The 17,639-nt window shown below is 62.6% G+C and carries 16 protein-coding genes; 5 read left to right on the top strand and 11 right to left on the bottom strand.

Annotated features, from left to right (window positions below; all coding sequences use genetic code 11):
• Positions 1-129: 129 nt before the first annotated feature.
• The 7 genes from RWJ89_RS31425 to ubiE all read right to left on the bottom strand — a co-directional run bounded on the left by RWJ89_RS31425 (position 130) and on the right by ubiE (position 8,510).
• Positions 130-459, bottom strand: coding sequence for a TfoX/Sxy family protein (locus RWJ89_RS31425; protein ID WP_020052607.1), 330 nt, complete (start codon positions 457-459; stop codon positions 130-132).
• A 3-nt stretch (positions 460-462) separates the two neighbouring features.
• Positions 463-1,560, bottom strand: coding sequence for a DUF917 domain-containing protein (locus RWJ89_RS31420; protein WP_316031953.1), 1,098 nt, complete (start codon positions 1,558-1,560; stop codon positions 463-465).
• Positions 1,541-2,821: a Zn-dependent hydrolase gene (locus RWJ89_RS31415; protein WP_316031952.1), complete on the bottom strand. Its 1,281-nt coding sequence runs from the start codon at positions 2,819-2,821 to the stop codon at positions 1,541-1,543. The genes RWJ89_RS31420 and RWJ89_RS31415 overlap by 20 nt, the downstream gene beginning before the upstream one ends.
• Positions 2,818-4,197 carry a dihydroorotase gene (locus tag RWJ89_RS31410; protein WP_316031951.1) on the bottom strand — a complete coding sequence of 460 codons (1,380 nt, stop codon included), beginning with the start codon at positions 4,195-4,197 and terminating at the stop codon, positions 2,818-2,820. Before RWJ89_RS31410 ends, RWJ89_RS31415 begins: the two co-directional genes overlap by 4 nt.
• Positions 4,198-4,220: 23 nt before the next feature.
• Positions 4,221-5,807, bottom strand: a complete 1,587-nt coding sequence (locus RWJ89_RS31405) for an aromatic amino acid lyase (RefSeq protein WP_222415183.1) — start codon at positions 5,805-5,807, stop codon at positions 4,221-4,223.
• A gap of 151 nt (positions 5,808-5,958) precedes the next feature.
• Positions 5,959-7,533, bottom strand: coding sequence for a 2-polyprenylphenol 6-hydroxylase (gene ubiB, locus RWJ89_RS31400; RefSeq protein WP_316031950.1), 1,575 nt, complete (start codon positions 7,531-7,533; stop codon positions 5,959-5,961).
• A 200-nt stretch (positions 7,534-7,733) separates the two neighbouring features.
• The gene (gene ubiE, locus RWJ89_RS31395; RefSeq protein WP_316031949.1) at positions 7,734-8,510 is read right to left on the bottom strand and encodes a bifunctional demethylmenaquinone methyltransferase/2-methoxy-6-polyprenyl-1,4-benzoquinol methylase UbiE; all 777 of its coding nucleotides are present in this window, start codon (positions 8,508-8,510) and stop codon (positions 7,734-7,736) included.
• 149 nt (positions 8,511-8,659) lie between these two features.
• Between ubiE and mutM the strand changes: the two genes are divergently transcribed.
• The 5 genes from mutM to RWJ89_RS31370 all read left to right on the top strand — a co-directional run bounded on the left by mutM (position 8,660) and on the right by RWJ89_RS31370 (position 14,494).
• Positions 8,660-9,580 carry a bifunctional DNA-formamidopyrimidine glycosylase/DNA-(apurinic or apyrimidinic site) lyase gene (mutM, locus tag RWJ89_RS31390; RefSeq protein WP_316031948.1) on the top strand — a complete coding sequence of 307 codons (921 nt, stop codon included), beginning with the start codon at positions 8,660-8,662 and terminating at the stop codon, positions 9,578-9,580.
• Between the two features lie 38 nt (positions 9,581-9,618).
• On the top strand, positions 9,619-10,392 hold the full coding sequence (locus RWJ89_RS31385) for an enoyl-CoA hydratase (RefSeq protein WP_316031947.1): 774 nt from the start codon (positions 9,619-9,621) through the stop codon (positions 10,390-10,392).
• 192 nt (positions 10,393-10,584) lie between these two features.
• Entirely contained in the window at positions 10,585-10,863 is a 279-nt protein-coding gene (gene rpsT, locus RWJ89_RS31380) for a 30S ribosomal protein S20 (RefSeq protein WP_003544819.1), read from the top strand.
• A gap of 860 nt (positions 10,864-11,723) precedes the next feature.
• On the top strand, positions 11,724-13,274 hold the full coding sequence (gene dnaA, locus RWJ89_RS31375) for a chromosomal replication initiator protein DnaA (RefSeq protein WP_131662954.1): 1,551 nt from the start codon (positions 11,724-11,726) through the stop codon (positions 13,272-13,274).
• 137 nt (positions 13,275-13,411) lie between these two features.
• Positions 13,412-14,494 (top strand): saccharopine dehydrogenase family protein, encoded by a 1,083-nt coding sequence (locus RWJ89_RS31370; protein WP_316031946.1) that lies wholly within the window; start codon positions 13,412-13,414, stop codon positions 14,492-14,494.
• 65 nt (positions 14,495-14,559) lie between these two features.
• On the opposite strand, the gene hemW is transcribed toward RWJ89_RS31370, so the two are convergent.
• The 4 genes from hemW to rph are packed head-to-tail and all read right to left on the bottom strand — an operon-like array spanning position 14,560 to position 17,558.
• Positions 14,560-15,762 (bottom strand): radical SAM family heme chaperone HemW, encoded by a 1,203-nt coding sequence (gene hemW / locus RWJ89_RS31365; protein WP_316031945.1) that lies wholly within the window; start codon positions 15,760-15,762, stop codon positions 14,560-14,562.
• Between the two features lie 9 nt (positions 15,763-15,771).
• On the bottom strand, positions 15,772-16,416 hold the full coding sequence (gene rdgB / locus RWJ89_RS31360; protein WP_131662956.1) for an RdgB/HAM1 family non-canonical purine NTP pyrophosphatase: 645 nt from the start codon (positions 16,414-16,416) through the stop codon (positions 15,772-15,774).
• On the bottom strand, positions 16,417-16,842 hold the full coding sequence (locus tag RWJ89_RS31355) for a VOC family protein (protein WP_131662957.1): 426 nt from the start codon (positions 16,840-16,842) through the stop codon (positions 16,417-16,419). It abuts the gene before it with no gap.
• Positions 16,839-17,558, bottom strand: a complete 720-nt coding sequence (gene rph, locus RWJ89_RS31350) for a ribonuclease PH (protein ID WP_017958689.1) — start codon at positions 17,556-17,558, stop codon at positions 16,839-16,841. Before rph ends, RWJ89_RS31355 begins: the two co-directional genes overlap by 4 nt.
• Positions 17,559-17,639 lie beyond the last annotated feature (81 nt).

Raw genomic sequence — 17,639 nt, 5'->3', positions numbered from 1 at the left:
GCTGCACGGCAGGATCTATATGTTGCCCTTCGCTTGCGCTCAGTGCACTCGCGGCCTTGCCGCTCACCCCCTCATCTGTCCTTCGGACATCTTCTCCCCGCTGGGGAGAAGGGGGAATGGCATCGTTTGCTATTTGCTCGGCAGCGATTCCACATAGGCGAGCGCCGCATCGAGCAGACGCCGTCTCAGAGCATCGTCGCCGTAAACCTCGGCACCGCCTCGCACCCAGCCATGCATGACACGTTCGCCAGACAGCATCTGGATCACGCCCGGCAGCGCCAGGGCCCAGCCATCATTGCCCTTGCCGAGACGGATCAGCATGCCGTCATGGCGCGCGCAGCAGAGAAGATTGCCGTTCAGCATGAAGGCCCAGCCGCCGAACATGGATTTTTCGGCAAGGCCCGGCCGATCGCCGAGTTCCTCACGCATCAGTTCTTCGAGACCGGGATCGCGCGCCATGGCTCAGGCCTTCGTCGCCAGTGCATAACGTGCGATCTCGATCCCCATCGCCTTTTCGACGACGGGATAGACAGTCGGATCGAGCACGCTAGCCGAAAGCGGAATGATCTCCATCGGCACATGCAGGATGAAAACATGCATGCCCTCCTGAAGCTGGCCGACGCTGAGCGGCTCGCCCTCCGGTGAAAGCGTGGTGATGACGGCGGGGAAGGTGGCAAGCCTTTTGCCATCGGCATTGTCCACCGCCATGTATTCGTTCATCACATGCAGCGTCACCGACTTTTCGCCCGTGCCGACGGTGACCGTGCCGATGTCGAAGGCTTCCTTGGTGTAGACGACGTCCTTGCGAGTGATGACGCCTCCGGCAAGGATATGCCCACCCGTCGTCTTGCAGATCGCATCGATGACGGCAGATCCGCCGCGCTTCTCCACCGCGATGATCGCCTCGCCGAGCGCAAGCGCCATCGAGATGCCGCCGAGCGCCGCATGGCTGCGGACATAGGAGGCTCGGAGAGGATTGCGGCAGCTGGCGATGAAGCCGCCGGATTGATCGGCGGCGGCGCGCAGCACCGGCGAGATCTTCGCCGTCGCCCCCTTCACCACCAGTTCGATGTAACGGTTCTCGGCGCGATTGCCGCCGACGGCGGTCTGGATCATCGGCTCGGGCGAGCCGGCCATGCCGATCGAGCCCATGTCGCCCGTCGGATGCGCGCGGATATCGCCGACCGCGTCGACCACCTTGGTGCCGAGGATTGCCGACGGCAGCCAGCCGTTCAGCGTCGAGGATTTGCCGTTCTGGCCGATGATCAGCCCGGAAAGCTTTTCGCCGAGCGCCTCCTGCAGCAGTTGCACCGCCTTCACATAATCGATGCCCTGCATTTCCCAGGGGGTGGTGGAGGCCGGCGCGCCGATCGCGGCTGCGGTGGCAATCCAGTCCTCGTCCTTCAGTTCGTCGATCGAGACCAGCTCGGGCTTGCCGACATTGACGGCGGCATAACCGAGCATCCGTCCGTGATCGGCCCAGCCGCCGCCGCCGGCGGCATAGACGGAGCCGCCCTTGACGGCAGCTTCCACGTCCTTCTCAACGAGTATGCGTCCCATTCGCCTTCTCCTGATTCAAGCTTTTGTCCATCTCGCGCACTGCCTCAAAAAGCACGGCGGCGCCGAGTGCGATATCGTCATTGTCAGCCCATTCGTCGGCCGAATGGCTGCGGCCTTCCCGGCAGGGCACGAAGATCATCGCCGCCGGCGCTACCTTGGCGATCCAGGCCGTATCGTGTCCCGCACCGGAGGCCATGCGCCGATGTTTTGCGCCGACACGTTCGCAGGCAGCCTCCAAGGTCGACAGCAGCCCGGCATCGCCAGGTGTTGGCTGATTGTCGGAAACCCGGTTCGGCGTCTTGATCGTCACGCCATAGGCGCCTGCCAGCTTTTCGACGTGGCCGTCGAGCCAGCGGCAGAATGCCTCCATGTCGGCGCGGATTTCGGCCCGGCCATCGATCAGCAGAACCACCTTCGACGGCACGACATTGGCGGCATTCGGCTCGATCCTGAATTCGCCGACCGTTGCCGCGAAATGCCTTGGCGATTTGGCAAGTTCGGCGGCGGCATTGCGGATGTCGAGCACCAGCTGTGACGCCGCCACCAGCGCATCCGCCCGCCGGTCCATCGGCGTCGTGCCGGCATGATCGGCCCGCCCTTCGACGGTGATCTCGATACGGGTGATGCCCGATATCGCGGTGACGATGCCGATATCCTCCTTTTCGGCTTCGAGCACCGGGCCTTGTTCGATATGGAGTTCGAGAAAGCCCGCTATATCGGGCCTGTTCTGCTGCATCAGCACATCGGGTCTGCCACCGACCTGGGCGATGCCTTCGGCCAGATCGCGCCCGTCGCTGACGCGCGAAAGCCAGGCCTCCGGCAACTGGCCGGTCATGCCGCGGCTGCCGATGCAGGAGACGCCGAAGATGCTCACCTCCTCGGCAAGGAAATCGACGATTTCGAGATCGTGATCGAGCTCGATATTCTGGTCAACAAGAGCCCGCGCTACCTCCAGCGCCGCAATCACGCCGGCGATACCGTCGAAGCGGCCGCCGTCGGGCACCGTGTCGGAATGCGAGCCGACCATGATCGTGCCGAGCCATGGTTTCCGGCCTGTCCGGCGGCCGATCAGATTGCCGGCGGCATCGATCCGCGTTTCCAGCCCCGCCGCCTTCATCCGCGCTTCGATATAGGCTCGGCCGTCGAGAAAGAGCGGCGAGAAGGCCCGTCGCGTCCAGGGATGCCCCGGCTCGGTGATCCCGGCCAACGTATCGATATCGTCAGCGATCCGGCTGGCATTGACGGGTAGATTGCGGCTCATGTTTCAATTCCCGCAATGGCCTGGCGCGGCAGCGGCCGTACGAAGCGGCCGGTGCCGGGTTTGGCCAGCACCTTGGCACCCTCGGCGATCTTTTCGCCCCTGAGGTAGGTGGCGGAAACGGTCCAGGGCAGGCGGATACCGTTATAGGGGCTCCAGCCGACGACATTGTTGCCGCTCACGGCGGCATCATAGACGCTGTCGCGCGGTTCAAGCACGACGATATCGGCGTCCTTGCCCGGGGTCAGCGCGCCCTTGATATGGTCGAGCCGGAAATGCTTCGCCGGGTTCTCCGCCATCAGCCTGGCTGCCCATGTCAGCGGAATGCCGCGTTCGACGGCGCCTTTGACGAAAAGCGGCACCATCACCTCGAGACCGGGAACGCCGGAGGCGTTGGCGAGCATGTCGGGATTGGTCTTGCGGTTTTCCGACCAGCTGACGTGATCGGTCGAGACCAGCCAGACATCGCCCTCGGCCACCTTCCGCCAGAGCGTCTCCACCTCGGCGCGCGACCGCACGGGCGGATTGATCTTCGCCTTGCCGCCAAGGCGCTTCACGTCGTTTTCCTCGTCGAGCGTCAGATAGTGGATGCAGCATTCCACAGTCGCCGCAAAGCCGTCGCGGCGATAGGCGCGCGCGATATCGTAGCCGCGCCCGAGCGAGCAGTGCACCACATGCGCCGGGCAGCCGGTATTGGCGCCGGTCTCGAAGATCGTATGCATCGCCAGCAGCTCGGTGATCGGCGGCCGCGACAGGCCGTGCGCCCGCCAATCGGTGATGCCGCTCGCCTTCACCTGTTCCATGTAACTGCGCACCGCCTCGTCGTCTTCATTGTGCACGCCCGCCGTCAGTCCCGTCGGCGCGATGGCCGCAAAGCAGGCGTCGAGCAGGGCCGGCGGAATGCGCGGAAAGCGCTTGGGATCGGTACCGAATGTCGAGAATTTGAAGGCCGCAACGCCTGCCTCCACCATCTCACGGATCCGCGCCGGGCCTTCTTCCGGATCGACGGTGCCGTAAAGCGCGAAATCGATGCGCGCCTGCGGGCCGGCATGATCAATCTTCCGCTTCACTGCCGCTGCCGAGCAGACGAGATTGCCTTCGTCATAGGGCATGTCGACGATTGATGTCACGCCGCCGGCTGCCGCCGAGCGCGTCGACCAGAGGAAATCCTCCTGGTCCTTCTGGGAAAGCGAATGCACCTGCGCGTCGATCGCACCGGGCAGGATCAGCGCTTTTCCGAGCAGGTGCCGTTCGCGGCCCGCAGGCGGCACGCCGAGGCCGACTTCGGCGATTTTGCCGTCGCGAACGGCGACATAACCCTCGTCGAGAATGCGGTCCGGCAGCACCACCGTGCCCTGCAAAACGAGATCGAAGTCCATGCTGCTTCCTCCGTAACTGGAAATCAGACTGCTGCCGGCTCGTGACGGGTTAGCCGTTCCTCGATGCGCTCCAGCGAGCCGAGCGCGAAGAAATCGTCGAAGGAGGCGATCGGAACCTGCTCGGTCAGCTTGGTAACAAAGTCGTCCGAACCAAGTTCCTCCTCGATCGCCTCCACCTCGGCCGAAAGCGGCCTGTCGACGATATAGAAATCCGCATGTTTGCGCACGACCTCGTAGAGCATGCCCGCGACGCCCTTCGGTTCGTCGCCGAGAATGTCGATCGCCTGGGCAGACAGCAGCGCCTCGAGCGCCGCAAGGCGCTTCAGTGCTTGCATCTGCCGTTCGAAGCGCTCGATGACGAGCGGCAGGAAGGCTGCCTCGTCCTCCAGCCCGGCTGCGACGACCAGCGACTGGGCCGACACGGGATTGGACATCGACAGCACGCGCGAGAAAATCTCGCCGGCAAGCTTGATGATCGGCCCGAAACCGGTGGCGATCCGCCCCGGCGGCACGAGGTTGACCGGCAGGTCGCGCCGTTGGCCGTTGCCGAGAATGACGCAGCGGTTGAAGGCGTTGCGCGCCGCATGTGCCATGCAGAGTGCTGCCGATTCGAGCAGGATCGTCACATCGAGCGGAAGCGAACCCCCGGACGTCATCACCCGGCCTTCGACGACGACGGGATTGTCGTCCGAGCGGCCGGTGGCGGCAAGGATCTTATGGCCGGTCGATAAGAGGTTCTCGATCACCGCGCCGAACACCTGCGCGATCATGCGCAGGCTGAGCGGATCCTGCACATGTGTTGCGACGGGCCAGTTCCATTCGTCGGAGGCATTGCAGAGCCAGGCGCCGATCAGCGCCTCGCGCGCCGTTCCGACATGCCTGACCGCCTTCCACGGGTCGCGGGAAGCGCCGAGCGCGCCAGCGGCCATCATCGCCGTCGCCAGCAGGATGCGGATTGAGGCCGCAGCATTGCGTGTCGTTTCCGCCGCCGAGGCAAAACTCACCGCATTGATGCTGAGCGAGGCGAGGCTGTCACGCGGCGCCATCCGCACCGGTTCCAGCCCGGCCGCCCGGAAAGCCTCTGCCGCCTGCATCCGGTTGCCGCGATAGATCGCTTCGCCGACCCCCGTCAGCACCGCGCCGATCTGTCCCATCAACCCGATATCGGCACAGCCGATCGAGCCGGTGCGGCGCACGACCGGGATCAGATCGGCCTCGAGCATCGTCATATAGGCCTGGATCAGTTCCGGCGTGCAGCCGACCTGGCCGGTCAGCGCCGTGTTGACGCGGATCGCCATGGCATTGCGCACGACATTGCAGGAAAAGGGGGTGCCGGTGCCGAAATGGTGGGCACGCACCAGACCGAGATTGAAGGTGTCGAGTTCGTCGGCCGACCACTCCACATCCTTCATGGCGCCGACGCCTGTCGTTGAGCCGTAGACGGGCATGCCGGAGGCGATCGCATCCTCGACGACCTCGCGGGCGATCGCGATGCGGGCCATGCCCGTCGCCGAAGCCGAAATCGCAGCCTTGCCCGCCCCGATCGTCACCATCTCGGCAAAACCGAGCGGCCGTCCGGAAAGTTCGATGCCAGGGCGTTCGTGCTTCATGTGCCTATCTCCCTAAAACAGGATTCAGAGCATGATGTCGCCCGAAAACCGCTCACACTTTTCGGCATCATGCTCGGAACGAGAGACTAAGCGAGCCATCCGTCACATGGGATATCCCAAATGCCGAACACAGCATGTGTTTGGCAGGCGATCAGCTCAGCATCCAGGCAATATAGACAAGCGTCAAGGCGATGACCCACAAGGCGATTTTGGCCGAGCGGTTGTGCCGCGCTTCGGCCTTGCCGATCGCCTCCGCCGTCTCAGCGTCGAAACGTAAGCCGTGCTCGCTCATATGCAGCAGCTGATGGTGGAATTTTTCGGTCTTTGCCGCGATTTCGGGCACGGCTTCGGCGAGCTTTACCGCCGCCTTCAGCCCGTCCTTGAGATCGGTGGCGATCCGTTTCGGACCGAGATTGGTGCGGATCCAGTCACCGACGACAGGCTCGGAGGCCTTCCACATGTTGAATCGCGGATTGAGCATGCGCGACACGCCTTCGACCACGACCATGGTTTTCTGCAGCATCACCAGTTCCGGCCGCGTCGCCATGTCGAAGAGTTCGGTCACTTCGAACAGTAGCGTCAGCAGCTTGCCCATCGAGATCGTCTCGGCGGGCTGTCCGTGGATCGGCTCGCCGATCGCCCGGATCGCCTGGGCGAAGCTCTCGACATTGTGGTGACCGGGCACATAGCCGGCTTCGAAATGTACCTCGGCAACCCGGATATAGTCGCGGGTGATGAAGCCATAAAGGATTTCGGCGAGGAACCGCCGCTCCTTCTTGCCCAGCCGCCCGACGATGCCCATGTCGACGGCGACGATCATGCCGCCCGCATCGACGAAGAGATTGCCCGGATGCATGTCGGCATGGAAGAAGCCGTCGCGCAGCGTGTGGCGCAGGAACGACTGGATCAGCGTATCGGCAAGCAGGTTGAGGTCGTGGCCCGCCGCGCGCAGGCCCTCGACATCGGACATCCGCGTGCCGTCGATCCACTCCATGGTGATGACGTCGCGCCCGGTGCGCTCCCAGTCGACCTTCGGCACGCGGAAGCCGGGATCCCGTTCGGTATTCTCGGCGATCTCGGAAAGAGCCGCCGCCTCCAGGCGAAGATCCATCTCCACCTTCGTCGTCTGCTCCAGCGTCTTCGTCACCTCGACCGGCCGCAGCCGCCGGCTGGACGGCAGGAAACGCTCCTGCATATGGGCAACGAGATACATCGCCTCGATGTCATGGGCAAAGCGCTGGCGCACGCCGGGCCGCACGATCTTGACGGCGACCTTCTTCCGGCCCTCGGCACTCTCGACCTCGGCCGGATGCACCTGCGCGATCGAGGCGGCGGCGATCGGATCGCCGAAGCTCGCATAAAGTTCGGCGATCGGCCGCCCCAGCGAGCCTTCGATATTGGCCTTGGCCGCCGCCGAGGGAAAGAAGGCCATCCGGTCCTGAAGCTGCGACAGGTCGTTGGCGAATTCGACGCCGACGACATCCGGCCGCGTTGCCAGGAACTGCCCGATCTTCACATAGGAGGGACCGAGCCGCTCGACAGCCTGGGCCAACCGGTCGCTGCGCTTCTGATGCCGCGCCTTGCTTCGCTCGAAAATCGTGACGAAGGATTTGGCGAGCGCCACCGGCGGTGGCAGCCCCTCGGAAGGAAGGGCTGACACGACACCCTCACGCACGAGCACCCAACCGACGCGCCAAAGGCGGAAATATGCGCCGAAAGTACTCATGCTGCAGTGCCCCGCTGACGGAGATTCGTGTTCTCTCCCCTCATTCCTGTGCTTGTCACAGGAATCCAGCCACCGCGCGTCGGCGCGGTGAATGAAGCAGGAGACATAACGGAGTATTCCGCGCCCAAGGACTTGGGCGCGCTGGATTCCTGTGACAAGCACAGGAATGAGGGAGGAAAGGCCTTACTTCCCATATTCCCTCAGAGCTTCCAGCCGGAATGGAGTGCGGCAATGCCGCCGGTATAATTGGTAAAGGTGACGCGCGAAAAGCCGGCTTGGCGGATCATTGCCGCGAAATTCTCCTGGTTCGGGAACTTGCGGATCGATTCCACCAGATATTGGTAGGGTTCGGCATCGCCGGTGATCGCCTTGCCGAACTGCGGAATGGCATTGAACGACCAGGCATCGTAGATCTTGTCGAGAAGCGGCATATCGACTTCGGAAAATTCCAGCACCAGCAGCCGCCCGCCGCGCTTCAAGACGCGATAGGCCTCAGACAGCGCCGCATCGATCCTCGGCACGTTGCGAATGCCGAAGGCGATCGTATAGGCGTCGAAGCTGCCTGCCTCGAAAGGCAGTTCCTCGGCATTCGCCTCGACAAAGGTGAGATTGCCGGAAAGCTTCTTCTTTTCGGCCCGCTCGGCGCCGACGCCGAGCATCGAACCGTTGATGTCGAGCACAGTGGCATGCGCCTGCCTGCCCGACGCCTCGACGATGCGGAAGGCGATGTCGCCGGTGCCACCGGCCACGTCGAGCACCTTGTAGCCCGGCTCCTTGCGCGGGTTCAGCGCCGAGATCATCGCATCCTTCCAGGCGCGGTGCATGCCCATCGACATGACGTCGTTCATGATGTCGTAGCGCTTGGCGACCTTGTGGAACACCTGGTTGACCAGGCTCTGCTTCTCGCCGTCAGCCACTTGGCGGAAGCCATAGGAGGTCTCCATGCCGCCATCGGCGGAAGTGCGGCTTTCTGACATCAGACTGCTCCGTTCCTGACGATTCGGGCGCGGCGGCCATAGCGAAAGACCGCGCGCGACGTTATCTATGGGCCGCGTTTTCCGCGGCACACTGGCGCTATAGCGCACATCGTCGTCGGTTGAAACACGTTAGAGATAGATGGGTTAAGATGCCGGAATTGCCAGAAGTCGAAACGGTGAAACGCGGCCTGACGCCGGCGATGGAGGGCACGCGCGTCACCAGGCTGGAGCTGCGCCGCGGCGATCTGCGCTTCCCCTTTCCCGACGCTTTCGCAGACAGGGTTTCCGGCCGCACCATCGTCAGCCTTGGCCGCCGCGCCAAATATCTGCTGGTCGATCTCGACGACGGCAACACGCTGATTTCGCATCTCGGCATGTCCGGTTCTTTCCGCATTGAAGAAGGCCGCATTGAGGAAGACCGCATTGAGGAGGGTGCCGCCTCCGGCGTGCCGGGCGAATTCCACCATGCCCGCTCGAAGGACGAGAAGCACGATCACGTCGTCTTCCATCTGCAAGCGGCCAGCGGCCCACGCCGCGTCGTCTACAACGATCCGCGCCGTTTCGGCTTCATGGATATGGTGGGACGTGCCGATCTCGCCGCCCATCCCTTCTTTCGCGATCTCGGCCCGGAGCCGACAGGAAACGAGCTCAGCGCCGCCTATCTCGCCGAACGCTTTCGGGACAAGGCGCAGCCGCTGAAGAGTGCGCTGCTTGACCAGAAGAACATTGCCGGTCTCGGCAATATATATGTGTGCGAGGCGCTGTGGCGCTCGCATCTTTCGCCGATCCGCGCCGCCGGTACGCTGGTAACGGCGACTGGCCGGCCGAAGGCGCAGCTCGATCTGCTCGTCGCCTCGATCCGCGACGTCATCGCCGATGCGATCGCCGCCGGCGGATCATCGCTGCGCGACCACATCCAGACCGACGGATCGCTCGGTTATTTCCAGCATTTCTTCTCCGTCTATGATCGCGAAAGTCAGGCTTGCCGCACGCCCGGCTGCGGCGGTACGGTCGCCCGCATCGTCCAGGCGGGTCGCTCCACTTTCTATTGCGCCACCTGCCAGAAATAAGCCTGCCAGAAGCAAGAGTGAGAAACCGGGAGAACAGCATGGCCTATGAGACCCTGATCGTCGAAACCCGAGGCAATGTCGGCCTCGTCACGCTGAACCGCCCGCAGGCGCTGAATGCGCTGAATTCCACCGTCCTGAAGGAACTGAAGGAGGCCTATGCCGCCTTCCACGCCGACGAGACGGTCGGGGCGATCGTGCTGACCGGTTCCGAGCGCGCCTTTGCCGCCGGCGCCGATATCAAGGAGATGCAGCCGCTTGAGTTCGCCGATATCTATAAGAGTGATTTCATCAGCGGCTGGGATGAGGTCGCCAAGGCGCGCAAGCCGGTGATCGCTGCCGTCAGCGGTTTTGCGCTCGGCGGCGGCTGCGAGCTCGCGATGATGTGCGATTTCATCATCGCCTCGGAGACGGCGAAGTTCGGGCAGCCGGAAATCACCCTGGGCGTCATTCCCGGCATGGGCGGCTCGCAGCGGCTGACGCGCGCCGTCGGCAAGGCGAAGGCGATGGATCTCATCCTGACCGGCCGCATGATGGATGCTGCCGAGGCAGAACGATCGGGACTCGTTTCGCGTGTGGTCGCGCCCGAGCGTCTCATCGACGAGGCGCTGGCGGCCGCCGAAAGGATCGCTTCACTGTCGCTCCCCTCGGTGATGATGGCCAAGGAGGCGGTCAACCGCGCATTCGAGACCACGCTGGAGGAGGGCTTACGTTTCGAGCGCCGCCTGTTTCACAGCCTCTTTGCCACGGAAGACCAGAAAGAAGGCATGGCGGCCTTCGTCGAGAAGCGCAAACCTGCTTTTACGCACCGTTGAATGCTTTTAGGCGCTTGCCGGTGGTAAAGCTTGAAAATCCGCGTTGACGTGGGCCGGCTTTAGAGTTATATGCCCGCCCACGGTTCGGAAAGCCGGTTTGGTTTTCCGCGATTGCTCCCGCATTGCTGGATTTTGTGGCCGCAGGGCCCGCGGTAATGGCGGAGTTTGTTCGAATTCTTGAGAGAGGCATCCATGGCCAATACAACTTCGGCGAAAAAAGCGACCCGCAAGATCGCCCGCCGTACCGACGTCAATAAGGCTCGTCGCTCGCGCGTTCGTACTTTCGTTCGCCAGGTCGAAGAGGCCATCGCATCCGGTGACGCCGCCAAGGCGAAGGAAGCTTTCCTGGCTGCTCAGCCCGAGCTTGCCCGCGCCGCCAGCAAGGGTGTGCTGCATTCCAACACGGCATCACGCAAGGTCTCGCGTCTGGCCGCTCGTGTGAAGGCTCTTTCGGTCACCACGACCGCGTAATCTTCCGTTAAGGACTTCTTCTTTATGATTAGCCCGGTAATTTTACCGGGCTTTTTCGATTCAACCGATCAGCCCCTGCATGGTTAATCTCGCGACTGTTTCGTGTCAGCGCCATGACAGGAAAAAGTGTTAAAAAACAATGGCTTGCGCAAGGATGCTTTTGCGCCGCGCGACTCTGCCCCAAGCTTCCCGAACTACAGGGGAGTCAAGAGGATTTTATTTTTTTTCTTTCAATGCGTGTCAAAATAGCCCGAACGGGGGAATCTCTTTGATTCAACTGCGATTCTTTTTTGACGCTAGTGTGACGCCCGAAAAGGGCAGGCGGAGTCAATGGCCGCTTGTTAATTTTGCCTAAAATTCATCGTTGATATTGCCGTTTGATCCTGCCTAAATGGCTTCCAACAGAGGGCGCGGACATCACCTGCAGAGGCTCGGTTTTAACTGCCACGTCGGCAGGGCGATGAGTTTGTGCCTTTTGTTACGGAGCCCTGCGCTTCCGTATTTTCAAGCACTCGACGGATTTGAGCCGTAACGTGGCTGTTACGGAGCGGGGATGTTTTGTGCCTTCAGTGGCCACACGTTTAAGGCGAGGCCGCCGGAGAAGGTTAAAGTAATATTGCGTTCGGGTTGGTCGGCCGAAAACGAGGTTCGATCGCCAGCCTGACACGGAAAGCCGATGAAGGTTGCCGCATGAATGCGGCCCCTGCAACGGAGTTCTGCGTCGGTCCCGTTGAGGGGCCAGTGTTTTTGAGTGAACCGGCAGGCGAGCGGCTCATGAGGATCCGTCAGCCCGCCAAAGCGGGGATTGATCGGGCGGCTGTTTTAGCGGATGCCGCCCGGTGGAATTGAAAGGCGGCATTATGCAAATGAATACGATGACGACGGGCGGGCTCGACAATGGGGATGCGGCACCGCAGACGTTCGGATCCATTCGCCTCGAAGTGGGCGAAGCAAAGGCGGAAATGAAGCAGAGCATTTTATTTGAGCGCGTCAGCGCGCGCTTGAAGGCCCAGGTCGGTCCTGACGTCTATGCCAGCTGGTTTGCCAGGCTGAAGCTGCATTCGGTATCGAAGAGCGTGGTTCGCCTTTCGGTCCCCACGACCTTCCTGAAGTCGTGGATCAACAATCGTTATCTCGATCTCATCACCGGTCTGTTCCAGGCCGAAGATCCGGAGATCCTGAAAATTGAAGTCCTGGTGCGCACGGCAACGCGCCACGGCACCAAAGCACTCGATGAGGCGGTCGCGCCGGAACCAGCCGCCCCCGCGCAGATGCGCCGCCCGACAAGCGCGCAGCCGGCCGGTCAGGCCGTCCAGCAGGCGGTTTCGGCTGTTGCCGCCGCAAGGCCCGCAAGCTTTGGCTCGCCGCTCTTCGGTTCGCCACTTGACTCCCGCTTTACCTTCGACACCTTCGTCGAGGGCAGCTCCAACCGGGTAGCACTTGCGGCTGCAAAGACGATCGCGGAAGCCGGTCAGGGCGCCGTGCGCTTCAACCCGCTCTTCATCCATTCGACCGTCGGCCTCGGCAAGACCCACCTGCTGCAGGCGGTCGCCAATGCGGCGGTGCAGAACCCGCGGGCTCTGCGCGTCGTCTATCTGACGGCCGAATATTTCATGTGGCGCTTCGCCACCGCGATCCGCGACAATGATGCGCTGACGCTGAAGGATTCGCTGCGCAACATCGATCTCCTGATTATCGACGACATGCAGTTCCTGCAGGGCAAGATGATCCAGCATGAATTCTGCCATCTCCTGAACATGCTGCTCGACAGCGCCAAGCAGGTCGTTGTTGCTGCCGACCGTGCGCCCTGGGAACTGGAGTCGCTCGATCCCCGCGTTCGCTCGCGCCTGCAGGGCGGTGTGGCGATCGAATTCGACGCGCCGGATTACGAGATGCGTCTCGAAATCCTCAAGCGTCGCCTTGCTGTCGCCCGGCTCGAAGATCCATCGCTCGAAATTCCGGCCGAACTGCTCCAGCACGTCGCCCGAAACGTCACGGCCAGCGGCCGCGAACTCGAAGGCGCCTTCAACCAGCTGGTCTTCCGCCGCTCCTTCGAGCCGAACCTGTCGATTGAACGCGTCGACGAGCTGCTCGCCCATCTGGTCGGCTCCGGCGAGCCCCGTCGTGTGCGCATCGAGGATATCCAGCGCATCGTCGCAAGGCACTACAACGTCTCGCGCCAGGAACTGGTGTCGAACCGCCGCACCCGCGTCATCGTCAAGCCGCGCCAGATCGCCATGTATCTGTCGAAGACGTTGACGCCGCGCTCCTTCCCGGAGATCGGCCGCCGGTTCGGCGGGCGCGATCACACGACCGTTTTGCATGCCGTGCGCAAGATCGAGGAGCTGATTTCGGGAGACACCAAGCTTTCGCATGAAGTCGAGCTTCTGAAGCGCCTGATCAACGAATAATCGACTAGTTTTTCCGAAAAATCCACGGCCGGAAGTGATTCCGGCCGTTTTCCTTTATAAGTTTTTTATTCTATACCTCCCGCGCATGACGTGCATGTCAAAGACTGAAGCGCCAAAACGGCGCGTGGGAGGAATGAATGAGTTTCGAAAAGATCGCCGTTCTCGGCCTGGGCAAGGTCGGACGGCTGGCGGCGACGCTGTTGCATGAAGGCGGCTTCGAGGTCATCGGCGTCGACGCGCAGTTGCCGCTGAGCGACGTCCCCTTCAAGTGCCGCACCGGCGATATCTCCGATCCGCAAGTGATCGGCGAACTGCTCTCGAATGTCGAGGCGGTGCTCTCCTGCCTGCCCTATCATTTGAACATTGAGCTGGCGCGCGCCGCCCATCTTGCCGGTATCCATTATTTCGATCTGACCGAAGACGTTCCCACAACCAATTTCATCATCGAGCTGTCGAAGACATCACGCGGCCTGATGGCGCCGCAATGCGGCCTGGCGCCCGGTTTCGTCGGCATCGTCGGCGCAAGCCTGGCCGATGGCTTCGATCGCTGCCGGTCGATCCGCATGCGCGTCGGCGCCCTGCCGCAGCATCCGACCGGGCTGCTCGGCTACGCCTTCAACTGGTCGCCTGAGGGCGTCGTCAACGAATATCTGAACGACTGCGAGGTCATCGAGGGCGGTGTGCGCAAGCTCGTCTCGCCGATGGAATGGCACGAGACCGTCTATGTCGGCGGCGTCAAGCTCGAAGCCTTCACGACGTCGGGCGGCCTTGGCACCATGTGCGACACCATGCTCGGCAAGATCGACAATCTCGATTACAAGACCATGCGGTATCCCGGCCATATGGAGCTGATGAACTTCTTCTTCCATGAGCTGTTGATGCGCGATAAGCGCAAGCTCGCCGGCGAGATCCTGACCAATGCCAAGCCGCCTGTTGAGGACGATGTCGTCTATGTCCATGTCGCCGCCGAGGGCACCGAGAATGGCGGCCTGCGCCGCAAGGAATTCGTACGCGCTTATTACCCGATCGAGATTGCCGGGGCGCGCCGCACGGCGATCGCCTGGACGACGTCAGCCTCCGTCGTCGCTGTCATCGAGATGGTCCGCGACGGCCTGTTGCCGGCGACCGGCTTCCTGCACCAGGAGCATATTCCGCTGGAGATGTTTTTGAAGACACCGACCGGCAGCCTCTTCAAGGCCGGTGCCACCAGCCACGGCTGAGACTGCCTTCCGGCACGGCGGCAACATCGATGCCGTCGCGCTGCAAATCCATTCGTCTTATGATATCAGCAGGCGAGATCGGCGACGACGGAATCGAGAATCAGCATGCCTGAGGGCGTGCAGCGCAGGCGTGAATTGCCGATCCGCTCGATGAATTTGTGTTCGAGCAGGAATTCCTCGCGTTTCGGGTCGAGGTCGCGGCCGGAAAGCTGCTGCCAGCGGGCCAGATCGACGCCTTCTCTCAGCCGCAGCCCCATCAGCAGCAGCTCGTCGGACTGTTCCTCGAAGCCGAGCCGCTCCTCGTCGAGAATGCCGTGCCCGTCGCGCTCGACCATGTCGAGCCAGGTTTCCGGCTTGCGCTCGGCCGCCGTTGCGAGCTTCTCGGTGCCACGCGTCAGCCGGCCGTGGGCGCCTGGGCCGATGCCGGCATAATCGCCGTAGCGCCAGTAGGTCAGGTTGTGCCGGCTTTCGGCCCCAGGCCGGGCATGATTGGAAACCTCATAGGCCGGCATGCCCTCGCGCGCGGTGATCTCCTGCGTCGCCTCGTAGAGCACTGCCGATTGCTCGCCGTCCGGTACGATCAGCTTGCCGGCCTTGTGCAGGCCGTAGAAGGGCGTGCCCTCCTCAATGGTCAGCTGATAGAGCGAAAGATGGTCGACCGCATAGGAGATCGCCTCCTTCAGCTCCTTTTCCCACTCCTCGACCGTCTGCTCCGGCCGGGCATAGATCAGATCGAAGGACATGCGCGGAAAGATGTCGCGCGCCAGCCTTATCGCCTTCAGCGCGTCGGCGACATCATGCAGCCGGCCGAGGAATTTCAGATCCCGGTCGTTCAGCGCCTGCACGCCGAGCGAGACGCGATTGACGCCGGCTGCCCGGTAGCCGCGGAAGCGTTCGGCCTCGACGCTCGAAGGGTTGGCTTCCATGGTGATCTCGATGCCATCAGGCACATGCCAGTGCCGCGCTATGCCGTCGAGAATGGCGGAGACCGTTTCCGGCTTCATCAGCGAGGGTGTGCCGCCCCCCAGGAAGATGCTCGTCACCGTCTTCGGGCCGCTGATCGCCCGGACTGCCGCCATCTCCTTCAGGAAGGCCGCTGTAAAGCGCTCCTGATCCACCGGCTGGTGGCGCACATGGCTGTTGAAGTCGCAATAGGGACACTTCGCCGCGCAGAAGGGCCAATGCACATAGACGCCGAAGCCCGGCTCGCCGGTATCGGGCAGCAGGGCCGCATCGCGCGAGGTGCTTGGCGTGTCGAAATTGTCCACGGACTGACCTTATGCCTCCAGGCAGGTTTCGACAAAGAGTTTGAAGGCGCGGGCCCGGTGCGACAGCGCTTGCGGCTTACCGATGTTCCAGCCGTGTTTTTCCTCGCCGCTCATTTCGCCGAAGGTGATGTCGTAGCCCTCGGGCTGGAAGACCGGATCGTAGCCGAAGCCCTGCGTGCCGCGCGGCGGCCAGACGACGCTGCCTTCCACCTCGCCGCGAAACAGCTCCGTATGCCCGTCCGGCCAGGCAAGGCAGAGCACGCTGATGAAACGCGCCCTGCGCAGTTCCGGCTTTGTCGCGCCGGCATCCTGCAGCGCCTTTTCCACCTTGGTCATCGCCATGTCGAAATCGCGCGTGCCGTCTGATGTCTCCGCCCAATTGGCGGTGTAGACACCGGGATCGCCGCCGAGTGCGTCGACCACCAGCCCGGAATCGTCCGACAGCGCCGGCATGCCGGCGGCATTGGCCGAGGCGATTGCCTTGATCGTCGCATTCTCCTCGAAGCTCGTGCCCGTCTCATCCGGTTCGACGAAATTCAGCTCGGCGGCCGATTTGGCGGTGAAGCCGAGCGGCCCGATCAATTCCTGGATCTCGCGAATCTTGCCCGCATTGTGGCTGGCGACGACGATGGTCTTCGTTTCAAGCTTGCGCATTCAGATGTCCTGTTCGATGCCCCAGATTTTAGCCTCCGCGCATTCCAGGCTGTTGCCGGCAGGATCGCGGAAATAGATCGAGCGGCCGCCGTTCGGCCAGCGCACTTCGGATTCGATCGCCACGCCCGCCGCCGTCAGCCGTTCGGCCATGGCATCGATATTGCGGCCGGACACCCGGAAACAGGCATGGCCCTGGCCGCTCGTGCCGTGCGGCGGTACCTGCAGTGCTTCAGGCGCCGGCGGCTTCACCGTTTCTTCGGGATTGAAGATCAACAGAACGCCAGGCCCGCAGCGGAAGAAGACGTGCCGGTTGGCGGCGCGGGCGATCTTTTCAAGCCCGAGAACGTCTTCGTAAAACGTCTCGGCCTTATCGAGATCCCGCGCATAGAGCGCCGTTTCCAACATGCCTTCCAGCATGGGGTTCATCCTTCGACGGCTTGCTTCTGCAGCGCCACGAGTTCGCCGATGCCGTTTCTGGCAAGCTGCATCAGCGAGGTGAATTCGCCTTCGCTGAACGGCGTGCCTTCGGCCGTGCCCTGGATCTCGACAATCCCGCCGGTGCCGGTCATGACGAAGTTCGCATCGGTCTCGGCCGAGGAATCCTCGATGTAGTCGAGATCGATCACCGGCTGGCTGGCGAAGATGCCGCAGGAGATGGCGGCGACATGATCCTTCAGGACCCGGTCGACCTTGATCATGTTGCGGCTTTCCATCCATTTCAGGCAGTCGTAAAGCGCGATCCAGCCGCCGGTGATCGACGCTGTCCGCGTGCCGCCATCGGCCTGGATGACATCGCAATCGAGCGTGATCTGCCGTTCGCCGAGCGCCTGCAGGTCGACGACGGCGCGCAGCGACCGGCCGATCAGCCGCTGGATTTCCTGGGTGCGGCCGCCCTGCTTGCCGGCGGCGGCCTCGCGCTTCATGCGTTCGCCGGTCGCCCGCGGCAGCATGCCGTATTCGGCCGTGACCCAGCCCTTGCCGGTATTGCGCAGCCATGGCGGCGTCTTTTCTTCGAGGCTCGCCGTGCAGAGCACATGCGTATCGCCGAACTTCACCAGGCAGGAGCCTTCCGCATGCTTGGAAAAATTGCGCTCGAACGAGACCTTGCGCATCTGGTCGATCTTTCTGCCTGAAGGCCGCATTCTTATCTCCTGGGGTTTATTTGACCGCTTCTACGATTGGCGGCGCTCATTTGCAAATTCCCTTTTGCCACGGGTGTTAGT

The sequence above is a fragment of the Rhizobium sp. 10PS4 genome, from assembly GCF_032464805.1.
Classification (GTDB): Bacteria; Pseudomonadota; Alphaproteobacteria; order Rhizobiales; family Rhizobiaceae; genus Rhizobium; species Rhizobium laguerreae.
This window is presented reverse-complemented; position numbering and strand designations above follow the sequence as displayed.